The 16,900-nt window shown below is 70.9% G+C and carries 15 protein-coding genes; 14 read left to right on the forward strand and 1 reads right to left on the reverse strand.

Annotated elements, in window-relative coordinates; translation table 11 throughout:
• Positions 1-102: 102 nt before the first annotated feature.
• Entirely contained in the window at positions 103-2,241 is a 2,139-nt protein-coding gene (locus ID574_RS08570) for an elongation factor G-like protein EF-G2 (RefSeq protein WP_188188140.1), read from the reverse strand.
• Between the two features lie 177 nt (positions 2,242-2,418).
• On the opposite strand from ID574_RS08570, the gene pgsA reads away from it, so the two are divergent.
• The 14 genes from pgsA to ruvA all read left to right on the forward strand — a co-directional run bounded on the left by pgsA (position 2,419) and on the right by ruvA (position 16,538).
• A complete protein-coding gene (gene pgsA / locus ID574_RS08575; protein WP_223166516.1) occupies positions 2,419-3,042 on the forward strand; it encodes a phosphatidylinositol phosphate synthase in 624 nt (207 codons plus the stop codon).
• Positions 3,039-3,962 carry a phosphatidylinositol mannoside acyltransferase gene (locus ID574_RS08580; RefSeq protein WP_188188141.1) on the forward strand — a complete coding sequence of 308 codons (924 nt, stop codon included), beginning with the start codon at positions 3,039-3,041 and terminating at the stop codon, positions 3,960-3,962. Before pgsA ends, ID574_RS08580 begins: the two co-directional genes overlap by 4 nt.
• Positions 3,959-5,089 (forward strand): glycosyltransferase family 4 protein, encoded by a 1,131-nt coding sequence (locus ID574_RS08585; RefSeq protein ID WP_188188142.1) that lies wholly within the window; start codon positions 3,959-3,961, stop codon positions 5,087-5,089. Before ID574_RS08580 ends, ID574_RS08585 begins: the two co-directional genes overlap by 4 nt.
• 8 nt (positions 5,090-5,097) lie before the next feature.
• A complete protein-coding gene (locus tag ID574_RS08590; protein WP_442939253.1) occupies positions 5,098-5,628 on the forward strand; it encodes a hypothetical protein in 531 nt (176 codons plus the stop codon).
• A 63-nt stretch (positions 5,629-5,691) separates the two neighbouring features.
• The gene (locus tag ID574_RS08595) at positions 5,692-6,708 is read left to right on the forward strand and encodes a DUF3048 domain-containing protein (protein ID WP_223166480.1); all 1,017 of its coding nucleotides are present in this window, start codon (positions 5,692-5,694) and stop codon (positions 6,706-6,708) included.
• Positions 6,709-6,813: 105 nt separating this feature from the next.
• Entirely contained in the window at positions 6,814-7,728 is a 915-nt protein-coding gene (pdxS, locus tag ID574_RS08600) for a pyridoxal 5'-phosphate synthase lyase subunit PdxS (RefSeq protein ID WP_188188369.1), read from the forward strand.
• 217 nt (positions 7,729-7,945) lie between these two features.
• Positions 7,946-9,631, forward strand: a complete 1,686-nt coding sequence (locus ID574_RS08605) for an alkaline phosphatase D family protein (RefSeq protein ID WP_188188144.1) — start codon at positions 7,946-7,948, stop codon at positions 9,629-9,631.
• A gap of 53 nt (positions 9,632-9,684) precedes the next feature.
• Positions 9,685-10,533 (forward strand): endonuclease/exonuclease/phosphatase family protein, encoded by an 849-nt coding sequence (locus ID574_RS08610; protein ID WP_188188145.1) that lies wholly within the window; start codon positions 9,685-9,687, stop codon positions 10,531-10,533.
• A 62-nt stretch (positions 10,534-10,595) separates the two neighbouring features.
• On the forward strand, positions 10,596-11,174 hold the full coding sequence (pdxT, locus tag ID574_RS08615; RefSeq protein WP_188188146.1) for a pyridoxal 5'-phosphate synthase glutaminase subunit PdxT: 579 nt from the start codon (positions 10,596-10,598) through the stop codon (positions 11,172-11,174).
• 3 nt (positions 11,175-11,177) lie between these two features.
• Positions 11,178-11,933, forward strand: a complete 756-nt coding sequence (locus ID574_RS08620) for a YebC/PmpR family DNA-binding transcriptional regulator (RefSeq protein ID WP_188188147.1) — start codon at positions 11,178-11,180, stop codon at positions 11,931-11,933.
• A 117-nt stretch (positions 11,934-12,050) separates the two neighbouring features.
• Positions 12,051-13,949 carry a hypothetical protein gene (locus tag ID574_RS08625; RefSeq protein WP_188188148.1) on the forward strand — a complete coding sequence of 633 codons (1,899 nt, stop codon included), beginning with the start codon at positions 12,051-12,053 and terminating at the stop codon, positions 13,947-13,949.
• A gap of 11 nt (positions 13,950-13,960) precedes the next feature.
• Positions 13,961-15,115: a GNAT family N-acetyltransferase gene (locus tag ID574_RS08630; protein ID WP_223166481.1), complete on the forward strand. Its 1,155-nt coding sequence runs from the start codon at positions 13,961-13,963 to the stop codon at positions 15,113-15,115.
• 275 nt (positions 15,116-15,390) lie between these two features.
• The gene (gene ruvC / locus ID574_RS08635) at positions 15,391-15,921 is read left to right on the forward strand and encodes a crossover junction endodeoxyribonuclease RuvC (RefSeq protein ID WP_188188149.1); all 531 of its coding nucleotides are present in this window, start codon (positions 15,391-15,393) and stop codon (positions 15,919-15,921) included.
• The gene (gene ruvA / locus ID574_RS08640; RefSeq protein ID WP_188188150.1) at positions 15,918-16,538 is read left to right on the forward strand and encodes a Holliday junction branch migration protein RuvA; all 621 of its coding nucleotides are present in this window, start codon (positions 15,918-15,920) and stop codon (positions 16,536-16,538) included. The genes ruvC and ruvA overlap by 4 nt, the downstream gene beginning before the upstream one ends.
• The last annotated feature ends 362 nt before the right edge of the window (positions 16,539-16,900 follow it).

Here is a 16,900-nt window from a genome sequence, read left to right on the forward strand (position 1 = left end):
GGATGGTCGGAACGAAGAAACGCAATAAAGTCGGGATCGTTCTGTGATGGAAAAACACCGCTGGGCCGGGAGGGACTCCAGTTTCCCTCCCGGCTCCTCAGCTCAATGCGCGGCCGTCACTTTGGAGGCGAGGTTCGGCGGCAGCGGCTCGTACCGCAGGAACGAGCGCGTGAAGGTTCCCGTGCCGTGTGACATGGATCTCAGATCAATCGCGTAGCGCGTGATCTCCAGCTCCGGCACCTCCGCCTTGACCAGCGTGCGGCCGGTGCCCACGGGCTCGGTGCCGAGCACGCGCCCGCGCCGCGACGACAGGTCGGACATGACCGACCCGACGTAGTCGTCGGCCACGAGCACCGAGATCTCGTCCACCGGCTCCAGCAGCAGGGTCGGCACCTTCGACGCCGCCTCCTTCAGCGCCAGCTGGCCGGCGATCTGGAAGGCCATGTCGGAGGAGTCGACGGAGTGCGCCTTGCCGTCGTACAGCGTGACGCGCACGTCCACCACCGGGTAGCCGGCGACGACGCCCCGCTCCATCTGCGCGCGCACGCCCTTCTCCACCGACGGGATGAACTGCCGGGGCACCACGCCGCCCACGATCTTGTCCACGAACTCGAAGCCGGAGCCCGAGGGCAGGGGCTCGACCTCCAGGTGGCAGATCGCGTACTGGCCGTGGCCGCCGGTCTGCTTGACGTTGCGGCCCATCGCCTGGCACTTGCCTCCGAACGTCTCGCGCAGCGGGACTCGCAGCTCGACCCGCTCGACCTCGACGCCGTGCCGCTTGGCCAGCCGGTCGAGCAGCACGTCGGTGTGGGCCTCGCCCATGCACCACAGGACGAGCTGGCGGGTCTCGGCGTTGTTCTCCAGGCGCAGCGTGGGATCCTCGGCCACCAGCCGGCCCAGCGCCTGCGACAGCTTGTCCTCGTCGGCCTTGGACTTGGCCCTGATCGCCACGGGCAGCAGCGGGTCGGGCATGGCCCAGGCGGTCATGAGCAGCGGCCGGTCGACCTCGGACAGCGTGTCGCCCGTCTCGGCGCGCGACAGCTTCGCCACGGCCACGACGTCGCCCGCGGCGCCCTTGCCGATGGGGCGCTGGTGCTTGCCCAGCGGGCAGGTCAGGGTGCCGATGCGCTCGTCCACGTCGTGGTCCTCGTGCCCGCGGTCGGCCAGGCCGTGGCCGGACACGTGGACGGTCATGTCGGGGCGCAGCGTGCCGGAGAAGACGCGCACGAGGCTGATGCGGCCCACGTACGGGTCGCTGGTGGTCTTGACGACCTCGGCCACCAGCGGGCCGTCGGGGTCGCATGCATTGACCTTGACCGGTTTGCCGGACAGGTCGGTGATCTCAGGCAGTGGGTGTTCGAGGGGTGACGGGAAGCCCTGCGTGACGACCTCGAGGATCTCCATCGCGCCGACCCCGAGCCCGCTGCACAGCACCGGGTAGAAGCTGCCGCGCGCGACGGCCTTCTCCAAGTCCTCGATGAGGACCTTGGTGTCGATCGGCTCGCCCTCGAGGTACCTCTCCATGAGAGACTCGTCTTCGCTCTCCTGGATGATGCCCTCGATCAGGGTGCCGCGGTATTCCTCGATCCGCCCCTCGTACTCCGGCCCCGGCTCGTTCTCGGTGCGGGTGCCGGTCGCGTAGTTGTAGAACTTCTGCGTGAGCAGCCCGATCAGCCCGTTGACGTGCCCGTTGGTGATCACCGGCAGGTAGAGGGGCGCCACGCCGTCGCCGAAGACGTCCTGGCAGGTGGCCAGCACCTCGTCGAAGTCGGCCCGCTGGTGGTCGATCTTGGTGATCACGACCGCCCGCGGCATGCCGACCTGGGCGCACTCCTCCCAGAGCATCTGGGTGAGCCCGTCGATCCCCTCGGAGGCCGACACCACGAAGAGCGCCGCGTCGGCCGCGCGCAGCCCGGCCCGCAGATCGCCGACGAAGTCGGCGTAGCCGGGGGTGTCGAGGAGGTTGATCTTGATGCCGTTGTGCACCAGCGGGGCCAAGGCGAGGTTGACCGACCGCTGCTGCCTGACCTCGACCTCGTCGAAGTCGCTGACCGTGTTGCCGTCCTCCACCCGTCCCGGGCGTTGAATGGTGCCCGTGGCGGCCAGCAGCTGCTCGACGAGGGTCGTCTTACCCGCTCCTGAGTGGCCGACCAGCACGACATTGCGTATCGCATCCGCCCTGTCGGCCACGGGTGCCCTGCCCGCGGCTCCCACGGCGCCGCCCGAACTTCTTTCCGCCACATCAGCCTCCAGCGTTGGTCGTTGTTTCCCAACGCCGCGCCCGCGCGGAAGGTGACAGAAACCGCATGGACGCGGTGTGTTCACCAAATACCCCTGTGGCGGATATCACAAGAGGTCCGGGGCAAAGAAAGTTGTCAGGCCCGTGCCGGCCTACGAAAGAAAGTTGTCAGGTCCGTGATGGCCTACGATCGGACGGCGATGCTCAAACTCCTGCGCCCGGCAATGACCCGGATACTCACGCCGCTGGGCAGGGCCCTCGTCAGCCGCGGGATCGGCCCGAACGCCGTCACGGCGATCGGCACCCTCGGCACCGTCGTGTCGGCCCTGACCTTCTTCCCCATGGGACTCCTCACCGTGGGAGCCCTCGTGATCACGGTCTTCGTGCTGTTCGACCTGCTCGACGGCGTGGTGGCCCGACTCGGCGGGAAGGGGGGCAGCACCTGGGGCGCGTTCCTCGACTCGACGCTCGACCGGGTCGCCGACGCCGCCATCTTCGCCGGCCTGATCTTGTATTTCGTCTCCAGAGGCGACACGCTGATGACCTCGGTGACACTGGTCTGCCTGATCGCCGGCGCCCTGGTCTCCTACGCCAAGGCCAGGGCCGAGGGGCTCGGGCTGACTGCCGACGTCGGGCTGGCCGAGCGGCCGGAGCGGCTGGTCGTGGCGCTGGTCGCGGCCTGCTTCTCGGGGCTCGGGGTGCCGTACATCCTGCCCGCCGGGATGTGGCTGCTCGCGGTGGCCAGCGTGATCACCGTGGGTCAGCGGGTGAAGCACGTGTACGAGCAGACGAGGGAGAGATGAGCGAGAAGGCGTCGTTCGGCGATCACGTCGTCGCCGCGGGCTTCGCGGCCGGCTGGAAGCTCGTCCCGCTGCTGCCCGAGCGCCCGACGGCCGCCGTCTTCCGGCTCCTGGCCGACCGGGTATGGGCCAGGCGCGGCAAGTCGGTGAGCCGGCTGGAGTCCAACCTGGCCAGGGTGACCGGCCTGGACGTCGGCAGCCGTGAGCTGCGCGAGCTCACCAGGGCGGGCATGCGCTCGTACTTCCGCTACTTCCACGAGATCTTCCGGCTGCCGTCGATGAGCACCGAGGAGATCGTGCGCCGCACCCACGTCATCGGCGCCGAGCACATCCACGACACCGTGGCCGCCGGGCGGGGCGTGGTGCTGGCGCTGCCCCACATGGGCAACTGGGACCAGGCCGGCGCCTGGCTGGTGGGCGTGGGCCACCCGTTCACGACGGTGGCCGAGCGGCTCAAGCCCGAGTCGCTGTTCCGCCGCTACGTCGCCTTCCGCGAGGGCCTCGGCATGGAGGTGCTGCCGCTGACCGGCGGCGACGGCCACAACTTCGCCACCCTGTCCCTGCGGGTGCGCAAGGGCGGAGTCGTCTGCCTGCCGGCCGAGCGCGACCTGACCAAGAGCGGCGTCGAGGTGCGCTTCTTCGGCGCCACCACCAAGGTGCCCGCGGGGCCGCCGCTGCTGGCCGTGCAGACCGGGGCCGCGTTGCTGCCGGCGACCGTCTACTTCGTGGGCGACGACTGGGGCATCCACATCCACGAGGAGATCCCCGTCCCGCAGGAGGGCACCAGGCAGGAGAAGGTCGCGGTGGTGGCGCAGCGGCTGGCCGACGTGTTCGAGAAGGGCATCTCCGAGCATCCCGAGGACTGGCACATGTTGCAGCGGCTCTGGCTGGAAGACCTGCGGCCCCATAAGGTCGGCCCATGAGGGTGGGCATCGTGTGCCCCTACTCGTGGGACATGCCCGGCGGCGTCAAACAGCACATCGACGACCTGGCCCAGGCGCTGATGGCGCAGGGGCACGACGTGTCGGTGATCGCGCCCGCGGCCGACGACGACGAGTTGCCTCCCTACGTGACGGGGGCGGGGCGGGCGGTGCCGGTGCCGTACAACGGTTCGGTGGCCAGGATGTCGTTCGGCTTCCTGTCGGCGGCGCGGGTGCGGCGGTGGGTGCGCACCGGCGAGTTCGACGTGCTGCACATCCACGAGCCGCTGATCCCGAGCCTGGGGGTGCTGGCCTGCTGGGCGGCGAAGGGGCCTATCGTGGCCACGTTCCACGCGTCGTTCCAGCGCTCGCGGGCGATCGCGGTGGCCGAGCCGCTGCTGCGCAGCGCGCTGGAGAAGCTCAGCGGCCGCATCGCGGTCTCCGACGCGGCGCGCAAGAGCCTGGTGGAGCAGTTCGGCGGCGACACGGTGCTCATCCCGAACGGCGTGACCGTCTCCCGCTACACCGAGGCCGAGCCGCTCGACGGGTGGGGGCCCGACGGCGCCACGATCGGCTTCCTGGGGAGGATGGACGAGGAACGCAAGGGCCTGCCGATCCTGCTGGAGGCGTTCTCGGTGCTTGCGGCCGAGCGGCCGGAGGTCAAGCTGCTCATCGCCGGCCCCGGCGACGCCAAGGACGTCTACGAGCGGGTGCCGAAGCGCTTCCACGACCGGGTGACCGTGCTCGGCATGGTGAGCGAGGCCGACAAGATCCGCGCGTACCACTCGGTCGACGTGTTCTGCGCGCCCAACACGCGCGGGGAGAGCTTCGGCATCGTGCTGGCCGAGGCGATGGCGTCCGGGGCCACGGTGCTGGCCAGCGACATCCCCGCCTTCCGCAAGGTGCTGGGCGAGGGGCAGGCCGGCGCGCTGTTCGCCAACGGCGACCCCGGCTCGCTGGCGCGCGAGGCGGCGGCCCTGCTGGACGCGCCGGAGCGGCGGGCCAAACTGGCCGCGGAGGCGCTGGTGGCGGTCAGGAAATACGACTGGTCGACGGTGGCGCGCGACGTCGTGCGCGTTTACGAGACCGTCACCACGAGCAGTGCGGGGCGGGTGGAGGAAGACCTGTGACGTCCACGATGATCGTGCTGATCGTGGGCATCGTCGTGGTGCTCATGGCCGTGTACGTGTCATGGCGGGCGGGCCGGCTGGACCGGCTGCACATCCGCCTCGAGCTGGCCCGCGAGTCGCTGGAGGCGGCGCTGATGCGGCGCCGGGCGGTGGTGCTGGAGCTGGCCGGCTCGCGGCTGCTGGACCCGGCCACGTCACTGGTGCTGGCCGCGGCCGCCCACGAGGCCAGGATCGCCGGGCCGGAGGAGCGCGAGCACGCCGAGAGCGACCTGTCGCGGGCGCTGCGCGCGGCGGTGGACCAGGAGCGGTTCAGGGAGAAGCTGTCGGAGTCGCCCGGCGGCGGCGACCTGCTGGAGGAGCTCGAGGCGGCGGTGGCCAAGGTGGTCTACTCGCGCCGCTTCTACAACAACGCCGTGGCGGTCACGCGGACGGCGCAGCGCCGCTGGCTGGCCCGGACGCTGCGGCTGGCGGGGCATACCGAATACCCCCAATTCTTTGAGATTGATGACAATCCGCCTGCGACTATGGCAACTGAATGACCAGGTTTGGGGAAGCCAGTAAGCTTCATCCCGTTTTTCGGGCTGAAGCGAGGAGAGTTACACGTGCGGCTACCCCGGATCATCACGGTCACGCTGGCCGGAGCGGCCGTCCTGCTGCCTGTCGCGGCCTGCTCCTCCGATGAGCCCGCCCCCGGGAAGGCGCCGCAGGCGGCCACGGCCGCGCCCAGCGAGGAGCCCACGAAGGAGCCGCCGGGCCACCCCTTCACCGGCCAGCCGTACGACGAGCTCAAGCCGGTGCTCGCCGTGAAGATCGAGAACACCGCGGCGGGCAAGCCGCAGCTCGGGCTGAAGAGCGCGGACATCGTCTATATCGAGCAGGTCGAAGCCGGCCTGACCCGGCTCATGGCCATCTTCTCCTCCAAGCTGCCGCCCAAGGTGGGCCCGGTCCGCAGCGCCCGCATCTCGGACCTGCACATCGCGCCGATGTTCGGCAAACCGGCCTTCTCCTACTCGGGCGCGCAGACCAAGATGCTGCCGCTCATCGCCGAGGCGTCGTTGTTCGACGTGGGCGACACCCGCAGCCCGGGCGCGTACTTCCGGCAGCCGGGCCGCGTCGCCCCGTACAACCTGTTCGGCCGGCCCAAGCAGATGCTGGCCAACGCGCCCAAGGCGAGCAAGGCCAAGGACATCGGCTTCACCTTCGGCGAGGCGCCGGCCGAGGGCGGCGTGGAGCGGAAGTCGTACACCGTCAAGTGGCCCGCCGCGCGCTTCACCTTCTCCTGGTCGGAGCAGAAGAAGCAGTGGATGATCTTCCAGGACGGCAAGAAAGACATGGCCGCCGAGGGCGGCCAGCTGAGCGCGCCGACGATCGTCGTCCAGTACACCAAGACCGAGCGCTCCCAGTTCCACGACAAGAACGACAGCTACACGCCGCTCGTGCACACCACGGGCAAGGGCAAGGCGATCGTGCTGCGCGACGGCAAAGCTTTCAAGGCGAACTGGGAGCGGGAATCAGAGAAGGGCGGCACGACGTTCACCACGGAGAGCGGCGAGCCGATGAACTTCGCGCCCGGCCAGGTCTGGGTGGCCCTCGCCAGCCGCAAGCCCGTCATCCCCTGATGATTTGCCGGTAATTCCTGACATGGTGGCATGTCGGGAAGGGGGCGCTTCAGGACCTACCATGGGCTTGATAACTTACCGATTCGCCGTTGAGAGCCCGTGAGGATGACCGTGTCCAGCAGCACGCCAGCAAGCACCCCCGTCACCGGAACCGCCCGCGTCAAGCGCGGCATGGCCGAGATGCTCAAGGGCGGCGTCATCATGGACGTCGTCACCCCCGAGCAGGCCAAGATCGCTGAAGACGCCGGCGCGGTCGCCGTCATGGCCCTCGAGCGCGTGCCCGCCGACATCCGCGCGCAGGGCGGCGTGTCCAGGATGAGCGACCCCGACATGATCGACGGCATCATCAACGCCGTGTCGATCCCCGTGATGGCCAAGGCCCGCATCGGCCACTTCGTCGAGGCCCGGGTGCTGCAGTCGCTCGGCGTCGACTACATCGACGAGTCCGAGGTGCTCACCCCCGCCGACTACGCCAACCACATCGACAAGTGGCAGTTCACGGTGCCGTTCGTGTGCGGCGCCACCAACCTGGGCGAGGCCCTGCGCCGCATCACCGAGGGCGCGGCCATGATCCGCTCCAAGGGCGAGGCCGGCACGGGCGACGTCTCCAACGCCGTCACCCACATGCGCACGATCCGCGCCGAGATCAAGCGTCTCACCTCGCTGCCTGAGGACGAGCTGTACGTCGCCGCCAAGGAGCTGCAGGCGCCGTACGAGCTGGTCGCCGAGGTCGCCAAGACCGGCAAGCTGCCGGTCGTGCTGTTCACCGCGGGCGGCATCGCCACCCCGGCCGACGCCGCGATGATGATGCAGCTCGGCGCCGAGGGCGTCTTCGTGGGCTCGGGCATCTTCAAGTCCGGCGACCCGGCCAAGCGCGCCGCGGCCATCGTCAAGGCCACCACCTTCCACGACGATCCCGACGTCATCGCCAAGGTCTCGCGCGGCCTGGGCGAGGCCATGGTCGGCATCAACGTCGACGAGATCCCGCAGCCGCACCGCCTGGCCGAGCGCGGCTGGTGATCCGGCGCGTCGTTGCAGGTCGCAGACCCGCCTCCGGTGAGATGATCCCCATTGGCGGGGGTGCCACCGGGCGACGGTGACGACGGAAATTTCCGAAAGAGGCGACATCCGCGAAGGATGTCGTCTTTTTCGTGTTGTGTGGTGTTCACTGCGCAGTCATGATCGTCAGTAAGGCTACGGGAGTCCCCCTCACCCTCGATCGTCCCAGGAGCCACACATGGCGAAGTTGAACCGCAGGCACTTCCTCGTCACCGGTTTAGCGGCCGGCGCCGCCGCGGCCATCCCGGCCACCGCCGCGCACGCCGACGAACCGGATCCCGCCGCCGAGACCGCCCACACGCTGGCCTCGCGCGGGCTGCGTACCGACCCGTTCACGCTGGGCGTCGCCTCCGGCGACCCCGACCACGAGGGCTTCGTGCTGTGGACCAGGCTCGCCCAGGAGCCCCTCGCCGAGGACGGGCTCGGCGGCATGCCCCAGCGGCCCTTCCCGGTGCTCTGGCAGGTCTACGCCGACGAGCGCTGCCGCCGCGTGGTCCGCTCCGGCGTCACCGTGGCCGCGCCCGAGTGGGGCCACAGCGTCCACGTCGAGGTCGACAGCCTCAGCTCCGACCGCGAGTACTGGTACCGCTTCCGCGTCGGCCCGTACATCTCGCCGGTCGGCCGCGCCCGCACCGCCCCGCACCCCCTGTCGTACGGCGGCGGCCTCGCCATGGCGTTCGTCTCCTGCGCCCAGTACGAGCACGGCTTCTTCACGTCCTACCGCAGGCTGGCCGAGGAGCGTCCCGACCTGATCCTGCACCTCGGCGACTACCAGTACGAGTACACCAAGAACACCTACAACATCCCCGGCGGCAACATCCGCCACCACGAGGGCCCCGAGACCGAGACCCTGGCCAACTACCGCCAGCGCCACGCCCAGTACAAAGCCGACCCCGACCTGCAGGCCGCGCACGCCGCCGCGCCCTGGCTGGTCGTGTGGGACGACCACGAGCTGGACAACAACTGGGCCGACGAGATCCCGGAGAAGCCCGAGGTCCCGCAGCCGAACTTCCTGTCCCGCCGCGAGGCCGCCTTCCGCGCCTACTACGAGAACATGCCGCTGCGCCGCACCTCCATCCCGCGCGGCATCGACATGCAGCTCTACCGGCGCATCCGCTGGGGCCGCATGGCCACCTTCCACATGCTCGACACCCGCCAGTACCGCGACGACCAGGGCTGCGGCGACGGCTACAAGAACTGCCCGGCCTCCGTCGACCCCGCCCGCTCGATCACCGGGGCCGAGCAGGAGGAGTGGCTGCTGAACGGATTCCACCACTCCCGGGCCCACTGGGACATCCTCGGCCAGCAGGTCTTCTTCGCCCAGCGTGACAACAACGCCGGCCCCGCCAAGGTCACCAGCCAGGACGCCTGGGACGGCTACGTCGCCTCCCGCCGCCGCATCACCCAGGGCTGGCTCGACGCCAAGGTGCGCAACCCCGTCGTGCTGACCGGCGACGTGCACGCGCACTGGGCCAGCGACCTCAAGCTCGACTACGACGACCCGACCGGGCCGTCCGTGGGCTCCGAGCTGGTGGCCACCTCCATCTCCACCGGCGGCAACGGCGCCGACTCCGACCCGGCCACGCACCCGTTCCTGAAGATCAACCCGCACCTGAAGTTCTACAACAACCAGCGCGGATACGTGCTGACGAAGATCGAGCGCGATCAGATGACGGCCGACTTCAAGGTCGTGCCCCGGGTCACCGAGCCGGGGGCCGAGGTCTACACGCGGGCCACGTTCGTCATCGAGGACCGGGTGCCGGGGGTCCAGCAGACGTACCTGAGGCCGCTCGACCCGACGCTGTTCCGCGAGAAGCCCATGACCGTCGAGGAGACGGTCCGCCTGGAGACCGAGCGTCCCTAGCGACCACGCGCCCGGCCGCCTCGGGGCGGCCGGGCCTTCTAAGATGTCCCACCATGGTGGGACAGGTCCTGTTGCTGGCCGCCGGGTTGCTCACGGCCCCCGCGCGTACCGACCTGTCGGTGATGACCTGGAACGTCTGCACCGGCACCAACTCCGACTGCCCCTTCTACCGCGCCTCCGCCGTCGAGCTGGCGCAGAACATCGGCGCCTACGCGCTCAACCAGCCGATCAAGCCCGATGTGATCTTCCTGCAGGAGTTCTGCACGGGCGCCACCGGCACGCTGGAGCACTGGCTGGAACAGCGCACCCGGCGGAACTGGACCATCGGCTCATGGGGCCTGGTCTCCCACGACGGCTCCCCGTACGCCTGCCACCCCGACCGCCTGGGCCGCCCGCGTGGCGCGCAGAGCATCGCCGTCGCGGTCGCGGGCGAGGCCGCCTTCGAGATCCATCCGCTGCCCGCGCCGCCCTGGTTCGTCAAGCGCGCCGTGCTCTGCGCGACCATCCCCGCCAGGAAGGTCCACGCCTGCGGCACCCACCTGTCCTCCGGCGCGCAGTACGACGACCGGCAGCCCGGCGCCCCCTACCGGACCAGGCAGATCAAGCGCCTGCTCGAGGTCGCGGCCAAGCCCGGGCATCGGGCCGTCCTCGGCGGCGACCTCAACGTCTCGCCGCCCGACGGCGGGTACGGCGGCGCCGCCGGGCGCCGCGCCGTCGCGGCGGTCTATCGGGCGTACCAGGAATGCGACCAGCGAGGCACGCGCCGCACCGGCCGCTGGACCCGCGAGGGCAAGAAGCTCGACTACCTGTTCGCCCCGAAGGGCACGGTGCGGCGCTGCCACGTCGAACGCCAGGTGACCCTGTCCGACCACAAGCCCGTCTACGTCAAGCTCGCCCTTTAGGAAGATGCGGGGCCATCCTGGTGTTGAATTGTCGGAACCCGCACCCAACGGAAGGATCGACTGTGCCCACGATCGGTGTACTCGCTCTCCAGGGAGACGTGCGCGAGCACGCGCGCATGCTCCAGGAGGCAGGTGCGACGGCCGTCGCCGTACGCAGGCCCGCCGAGCTGGACGCGGTCGACGCCCTGGTCATCCCCGGCGGCGAATCGACCACCATGTGGAAGCTCGCCGAGACCTTCGACATGCTCCAGCCGCTGCGGATGCGGGTCAAGGAGGGCATGCCCGCCTACGGCTCCTGCGCCGGCATGATCATGCTGGCCGACAGGATCGAGGACGGCATCGCCGGCCAGCAGACGATCGGCGGCATCGACATGGTGGTCAGGCGCAACGCTTTCGGCCGCCAGGTCGACTCGTTCGAGGAGGATCTGGACTTCGCGGGCGAGCGGGTGCACACGGTGTTCATCCGCGCCCCCTGGGTCGAATCCGTCGGCGCCGACGTCGAAGTGCTGGGCCGGTGCGAGCCTGGCGATAGGATCGTCGCAGTCCGTCAAGGTCCGTTGCTCGCGACGTCGTTCCACCCCGAGCTGACCGGGGACACGCGCGTGCACCGTTACTTCGTAGACATGGTTAGGGAGCTCTAAGTAATGTCCGGCCACTCCAAATGGGCGACGACGAAGCACAAGAAGGCCGCGCTCGACGCCAAGCGGGGCAAGCTGTTCGCCAAGCTCATCAAGAACATCGAAGTGGCGGCCCGGACCGGTGGCCCTGACCCGGACGCCAACCCCACCCTCTTCGACGCCATCTACAAGGCGAAGAAGAACTCCGTGCCCAACGACAACATCGAGCGGGCCCGCAAGCGCGGCGGCGGCCTGGAGGCCGGCGGCGCCGAATACCAGACCATCATGTACGAGGGCTACGCGCCGGGCGGCGTCGCCGTGCTCATCGAGTGCCTCACCGACAACCGCAACCGCGCCGCCTCCGAGGTGCGCGTCGCGCTGACCCGCAACGGAGGCTCCCTGGCCGACCCCGGGTCCGTCTCCTACATGTTCAACCGCAAGGGCGTCGTGATCGTGCCCGCGAACGGGCTCGACGAGGACACCGTGCTCATGGCCGTGCTCGACGCGGGCGCCGAAGAGGTCAACGACATGGGCGACTCCTTCGAGGTCGTCTGCGAGGCCGGTGACCTGGTGCCGGTGCGCAAGGCCCTGCAGGACGCCGGCATCGACTACGACTCCGCCGAGTCGAGCTTCCTGCCGACGTTGAGCGTGCCGCTCGACGAGGAGGGCGCCAAGAAGGTGTTCCGCCTCATCGAGGCGCTGGAGGACAGCGACGACGTGCAGAACGTCTACGCGAACTTCGACGTCAGCGACGCCGTCCTGGAGCGCCTCGGCGCGGAGTAGGCTTTCCCGCCTCCCTGACCGAGGGCTCGGTTCCGCCGGGCCCTCGCTCGCGCGTATCCGCAGTACACGCGGTTTCCACGTGCGAGAGGGCCCGTTGGCGGCGTAGGGTCGGGCGACGTGACTTCCCCCAACCCACCACAAGCGTCCTTCCGGGCGATCGGCTGGCTGCTGGTCCTGCCGGCCTTCCTCGGCGCCCTCATCACGCTGGTGCTGCCGACGGCGCAGACGATCTGGCTCAGCTTCCAGAGCGGCGGCGTCCTGAGGGAGATCGAGTACGCCGGACTGGCCAACTACGACGAGCTGCTGAGGGAAGGCGAGATCTTCCCGGCGCTGATGGTGACGCTCTCGCTGATCATCGTGCCGCTGCTCGTGGCCGTGCTGGTGGCGCCGCTGCTGGCGCTGGCCCTCGACCGGGCGGGCACCTGGCCGCGGCGGGCGGGACGGATCGTGACGTCCCTGGCGATCGTCACGTTCTCGCCGGTGGGGGTGGCGACGGCCTGGTTCCAAGGGGTTTCCCCGGAGGCGTCCGGCCTGCTCGCGCTGGCCCACGGGCTGCGTGACCCGGTCACGGCGCCTGCGGCGCTGCAGCTGATCATCGCCGCGGCCACGTTCGGCGTGGTGTGCGCACTGGGGGTCCTCGCGTACCTGCCCGCCCTGCGCGGCGGCACGCCCCTGCCCGCCATGATCGTAGTCGGCGTGCTCATGGCGATCGCCGTGGTCGCCGTGGGGTTGCAGACCTTCTCGATCGGGTTCGTGCTCACCCGGGGCGGGCCGAACGGATCCACACAGACGCTCATGGGGCTCCAGTACCAGCTCGCCTTCATCGAGGTCGAGCTGGGCGCCGGGGCGTCCGTGGCGACGCTCGTGGGGGTGCTCCTGGGCGTGCTGGGCCTTGTCGCGACCGCCGTCGCCGTGGCCTTCCGCACCCGCATCACCCTCATCCCCACCGCCGGCGCCCTCGCGCCGGGCGCCTCGGCCACCGGCGGACCTCCCGTTTCAGAGGCGCACGCTCCCGGGCCGCACGCTCCGGGGCCGCACGCTCCGGGGACGCCGCTCTCCGCTCCTCCGGCCGGCGGGCCGCCGCTCTTCTCCCCGCCTCCTCCGACCGGCCCTCCCACCGGCCCTCCTGCCGGGCCGCCCGGGGGCCCTCCCGCCGGGTCGTCCGGCGGCCCAGTCGCCGGTTCTCCTCTTGCCGGGCCGCCCACCGGAGGGCCCCCCGCCGCCGGATCCTCCGGTGCCGCGCCCACGCCGCCCTCCAGCCGCCCTGTGAAGACCGCCGGTGTGGTCGTCGGGGTGTCGGCGCTGGTGCTCTTCGTGGCCGTGGGCGTCGTGCTGACCTGGCCCTGGATCTCCGGTGCGTCGGCCTCGCCGGACAGCCCCGCCGGGGGGTTGCAGGCGCAGGTCAACACCTGGGTGCCCGCCATCGCCGGAGCGCTGGTCTCGGTCGGCGTCGCGTACCTCGCCGCACTCGGCATCGGCGGCCTGCGCCCCCTCGGCCGTGGGAGCGACTGGCTGCTGCTGGTGTTCGCGCCCTGGCTGTTCGTCGGCACCGGCCCCCTCGGCGTCGCCAACTGGCAGAACGTGTACAACCTCGGCCTGCTCAACAGCTTCCTCGCGCTGGTCCCGCCGCTCCTCGTGAGCGTGCCCGCCCTGCTCGTGCTCACCCTGCTGTGCAGGGGACTGGCCGAGCGCAACGACAGGGATTTCTTCGGCGGCGTCGTCCTGCCCTCGCTGCCCATGGCGGGCATCCTGACCGGGGCCGTCGCGCTGCTCAACGCCCAGGACCTGCTCTGGCCGCTGCTCGTCGCCGTGAAGCCCGCCCTGCACACGGCCCCCGTCGCCCAGGTGAACCAGCTCAGCCGGTTCGGCGCTCCCGGCTCGCTCGACGTCGGCGCCGCCACGCCGCTGCTCGTGATCGTCGTCGCGCTGCTGGCCGCCGTCGCCGCCCAGCTGTTCTACCTCGACAGGCTCGCCCTCTCGACAAACGATTCGCGTTCGCGTCCCCCGGCTGCGTAAGTTGGTCCGCTGTGGAAATTCGCGATGTGACCCCCGACGACCTCGACGCCGTCCTCGACCTGCGCAAGCGCTCGTTCGGACCGACCTCCGCGTCGGAGAGGGACAGATGGCGACGCGCGGTGACGCCGGTGCTCGGTGAAGGACGCTACCTGGGCGTGTTCGAGGGCACCAGGCTCGCCGCGGCCGCCCGGCTGCGGTCGCTCACGCAGTGGTGGCACGGCAGGCCGCAGCCGATGGCCGGGATCGCGGGCGTCACCGTCAACCCCGAGGACCGCGGCCGCGGCGTCGGCACGCGGCTCATGCGCGCGGTCGTCGACCGGGCCGCGGCGCTCGGCGACGCGGTTTCCACGCTCTACCCGGCGACCACCCCCATCTACCGGGGCGTCGGCTACGAGCACGCCGGAGCCCAGCACAACGTGCGGCTCCCGGCCGAGGCCCTGCGCGGGATCCGCCCGTCCGGGCAGGTCAAGCTGCGCAGGATGGGCCCGGACGACGCGGCCGAGCTGATCTCCGTGCTGCACCGCGTGTACGCGGCCACCCGGGTGAGCGGCCCCGTCTCGTGGGACGAGCGCACCTGGAGCCTGTGGCTGGAGGCGGAGGACGACTTCCTCTACCTCGCCGACGACGGCTTCGTGATCTACCGGTGGAAGGGCGACGACATCCTGGTCGACAGCCTCGTCGCCGGTTCGGCGGAGACGGCGAGGGCGCTGTGGACCTTGGTGGGCAGCGCGTCCTCGATCGCCCAGCACGTCATCGCCCCCGTGGCGCCCGACGACCCGGTGCTGTGGCTGCTGCGGGAGCGCGGCAAGGAGCAGGTCAAGCAGGTCCGGTGGATGCTCAGGGTGCTCGACGTGGCCGCCGCGGTCGAGCGCAGGGGCTACCCGGTGCCGGCGACCTGCGAGGCCGTCATCACCGTGGAAGACCCGCTGCTGGGCGGCGGCACGTGGCGGCTGGAGATCTCGGGCGGCTCGGGTGCGGCCGTCCCGGTCGCCGAGGGCGCGGGGGCGTCCGGCGCCGTGCTCACCGCCAATGGCCTGGCCGCCCTGTACAGCGGCATCCCGACCGCCACCCTCCGCCTCGCCGGTCTCATGTCCGGCGACGTCCGGTACGACGAGGCCCTCGACATGGCCTTCGCCGCCCGGCCGTACATGCTGGAGTACTTCTGACCGGGTGATCGCGGTGTAGCTTTCTGTCGCAGCGGGACGGCGTCCGGCGGTGGCCCGGAAGTCGCACTCCCTGCAGGAGCGCGGAGTCCGCGGATCTCAGCCACGGTCCGCCCTGGCCTGCCTGACGGACGCGTCAGATCGCGGGAGACACTTGTCCCGTCCGGAGACGAGCCTGCCGCGAGAGGGCCGGGCGTTTCACGATGCGCGGCCACCTCCGTCACGGTAGAGTCTCGTGCCGAACAGATGTTCGGCAGTGTGTGCGGGAGGGTGAGCCGGTGCGGGTGATGGGCGTCGACCCGGGGTTGACCCGGTGCGGCCTGGGAGCCGTCGAGGGGCGTCCTGGCGCGCCGCTGACGCTGGTGGCCGTCGGGGTGGTCCGCACCGGCGCGGAGGAGGAGCTCGGCGCCCGCCTCGTCGGCATCGAGGCCGGGATCGAGCGGTGGCTCGACGAGGTGCGGCCCGACGCGGTCGCGGTCGAGCGGGTCTTCAGTCAGCACAACGTACGCACCGTCATGGGCACCGCCCAGGCGGCCGGCATCGCCGTGCTGTGCGCGGCCAGGCGCGGGCTGCCCGTGGCGCTGCACACGCCGTCGGAGGTCAAGGCCGCCATCACCGGCAGCGGCACCGCCGACAAGAAGCAGATCGGCGCCATGGTCACCCGCCTGCTCCGCCTTTCCGAGATGCCCAAGCCCGCCGACGCCGCCGACGCGCTCGCCCTGGCCATCTGCCACGTGTGGCGCGGCGGCGCCCAGAGCCGTCTCGCCGAGGCCCTGGCCAAGGCCACACGAAAGGACACCAGGCTGTGATCGCGTCAGTCGCGGGAAAGGTCGCGGCCATCGCCCCGGACGCGGCCGTCATCGAGGTCGGCGGCGTCGGCATCCTCACCCACTGCACCCCGGGCACGCTCGCCACGCTCCGCGTCGGCGAGACGGCCCGCCTGGCGACCTCGCTGGTGGTGCGCGAGGAGTCGCTCACCCTCTACGGCTTCGCCGCCGACGACGAACGCGTGGTGTTCGAGCTGCTGCAGACCGCCAGCGGCGTCGGCCCTAAGCTGGCCCTCGCCATGCTGGCCGTCCACACCCCCAACGCGCTCCGGGTCGCCGTGGCGAGCGCCGACCTCAAGGCCCTCACGCAAGTGCCGGGCATCGGCCAGAAGGGGGCGCAGCGCATCGTGCTGGAGCTCAAGGACCGGCTCGGCACGCCCGAGGAGGCCGTCAACGCCGCGCTCAAGGGGGAGCGCCGGGTGGCGGTGTGGCGGGAGCAGGTCCACTCGGGGCTGGTGGGGCTGGGCTATTCCAGCAAGGACGCCGACGAGGCGATCGCGGTGGTGGAGCCCGACGCCGACGCGGAGCTCGCCGCCGGTCGCCAGCCCCAGGTCGCCGCCCTCCTCAAGGCCGCACTCCGCGCCCTGAGCGTCCGATGACCCCGCCCCGCACCCCCGCCCACGCCCTGGACCGCCTCGCCGCCGGCCATCCCGCTCTGGGTCACCCGGCTGCCGATCATCCCGCTCCTGGCCATCCCGCTCTGGGCCACGTGGCTGCCGGTCATCGCGTTCTCGGTCATCGCGCTCTCGGTCACGCGGCTGCCGGTCATCGCGCTCCCGGTCACTCCGCCCTCGCTCACACCGCCGCCGGTCACTTCGTCTTCGGGCCTTCCGGTCCGAGCCCCGCACACCGGAGGGACGCCGCGGTCCGGCGGCGCGATGACCGTCGCCCGCGCCCGTGTCGTCGCCCCATGGTGACGGCTGAGGGCCGTACGGTGAGAAGTCCGGACCCTGGGGTGCGG

The organism is Nonomuraea sp. SYSU D8015 (genome assembly GCF_008065375.1).
In the GTDB taxonomy this organism is placed as follows: domain Bacteria; phylum Actinomycetota; class Actinomycetes; order Streptosporangiales; family Streptosporangiaceae; genus Nonomuraea.

Excerpts from the sequence above, each read along its gene's own strand:
- ID574_RS08585 (WP_188188142.1), top strand. The coding sequence starts at position 3,959 with ATGAGGGTGGGCATCGTGTGCCCCTACTCGTGGGACATGCCCGGCGGC.
- ID574_RS08590 (WP_442939253.1), top strand. The coding sequence starts at position 5,098 with ATGATCGTGCTGATCGTGGGCATCGTCGTGGTGCTCATGGCCGTGTAC.
- ID574_RS08620 (WP_188188147.1), top strand. The coding sequence starts at position 11,178 with ATGTCCGGCCACTCCAAATGGGCGACGACGAAGCACAAGAAGGCCGCG.
- ID574_RS08605 (WP_188188144.1), top strand. The coding sequence starts at position 7,946 with ATGGCGAAGTTGAACCGCAGGCACTTCCTCGTCACCGGTTTAGCGGCC.
- ID574_RS08580 (WP_188188141.1), top strand. The coding sequence starts at position 3,039 with ATGAGCGAGAAGGCGTCGTTCGGCGATCACGTCGTCGCCGCGGGCTTC.
- pdxS (WP_188188369.1), top strand. The coding sequence starts at position 6,814 with ATGACCGTGTCCAGCAGCACGCCAGCAAGCACCCCCGTCACCGGAACC.
- pgsA (WP_223166516.1), top strand. The coding sequence starts at position 2,419 with ATGGCCTACGATCGGACGGCGATGCTCAAACTCCTGCGCCCGGCAATG.
- ID574_RS08610 (WP_188188145.1), top strand. The coding sequence starts at position 9,685 with ATGGTGGGACAGGTCCTGTTGCTGGCCGCCGGGTTGCTCACGGCCCCC.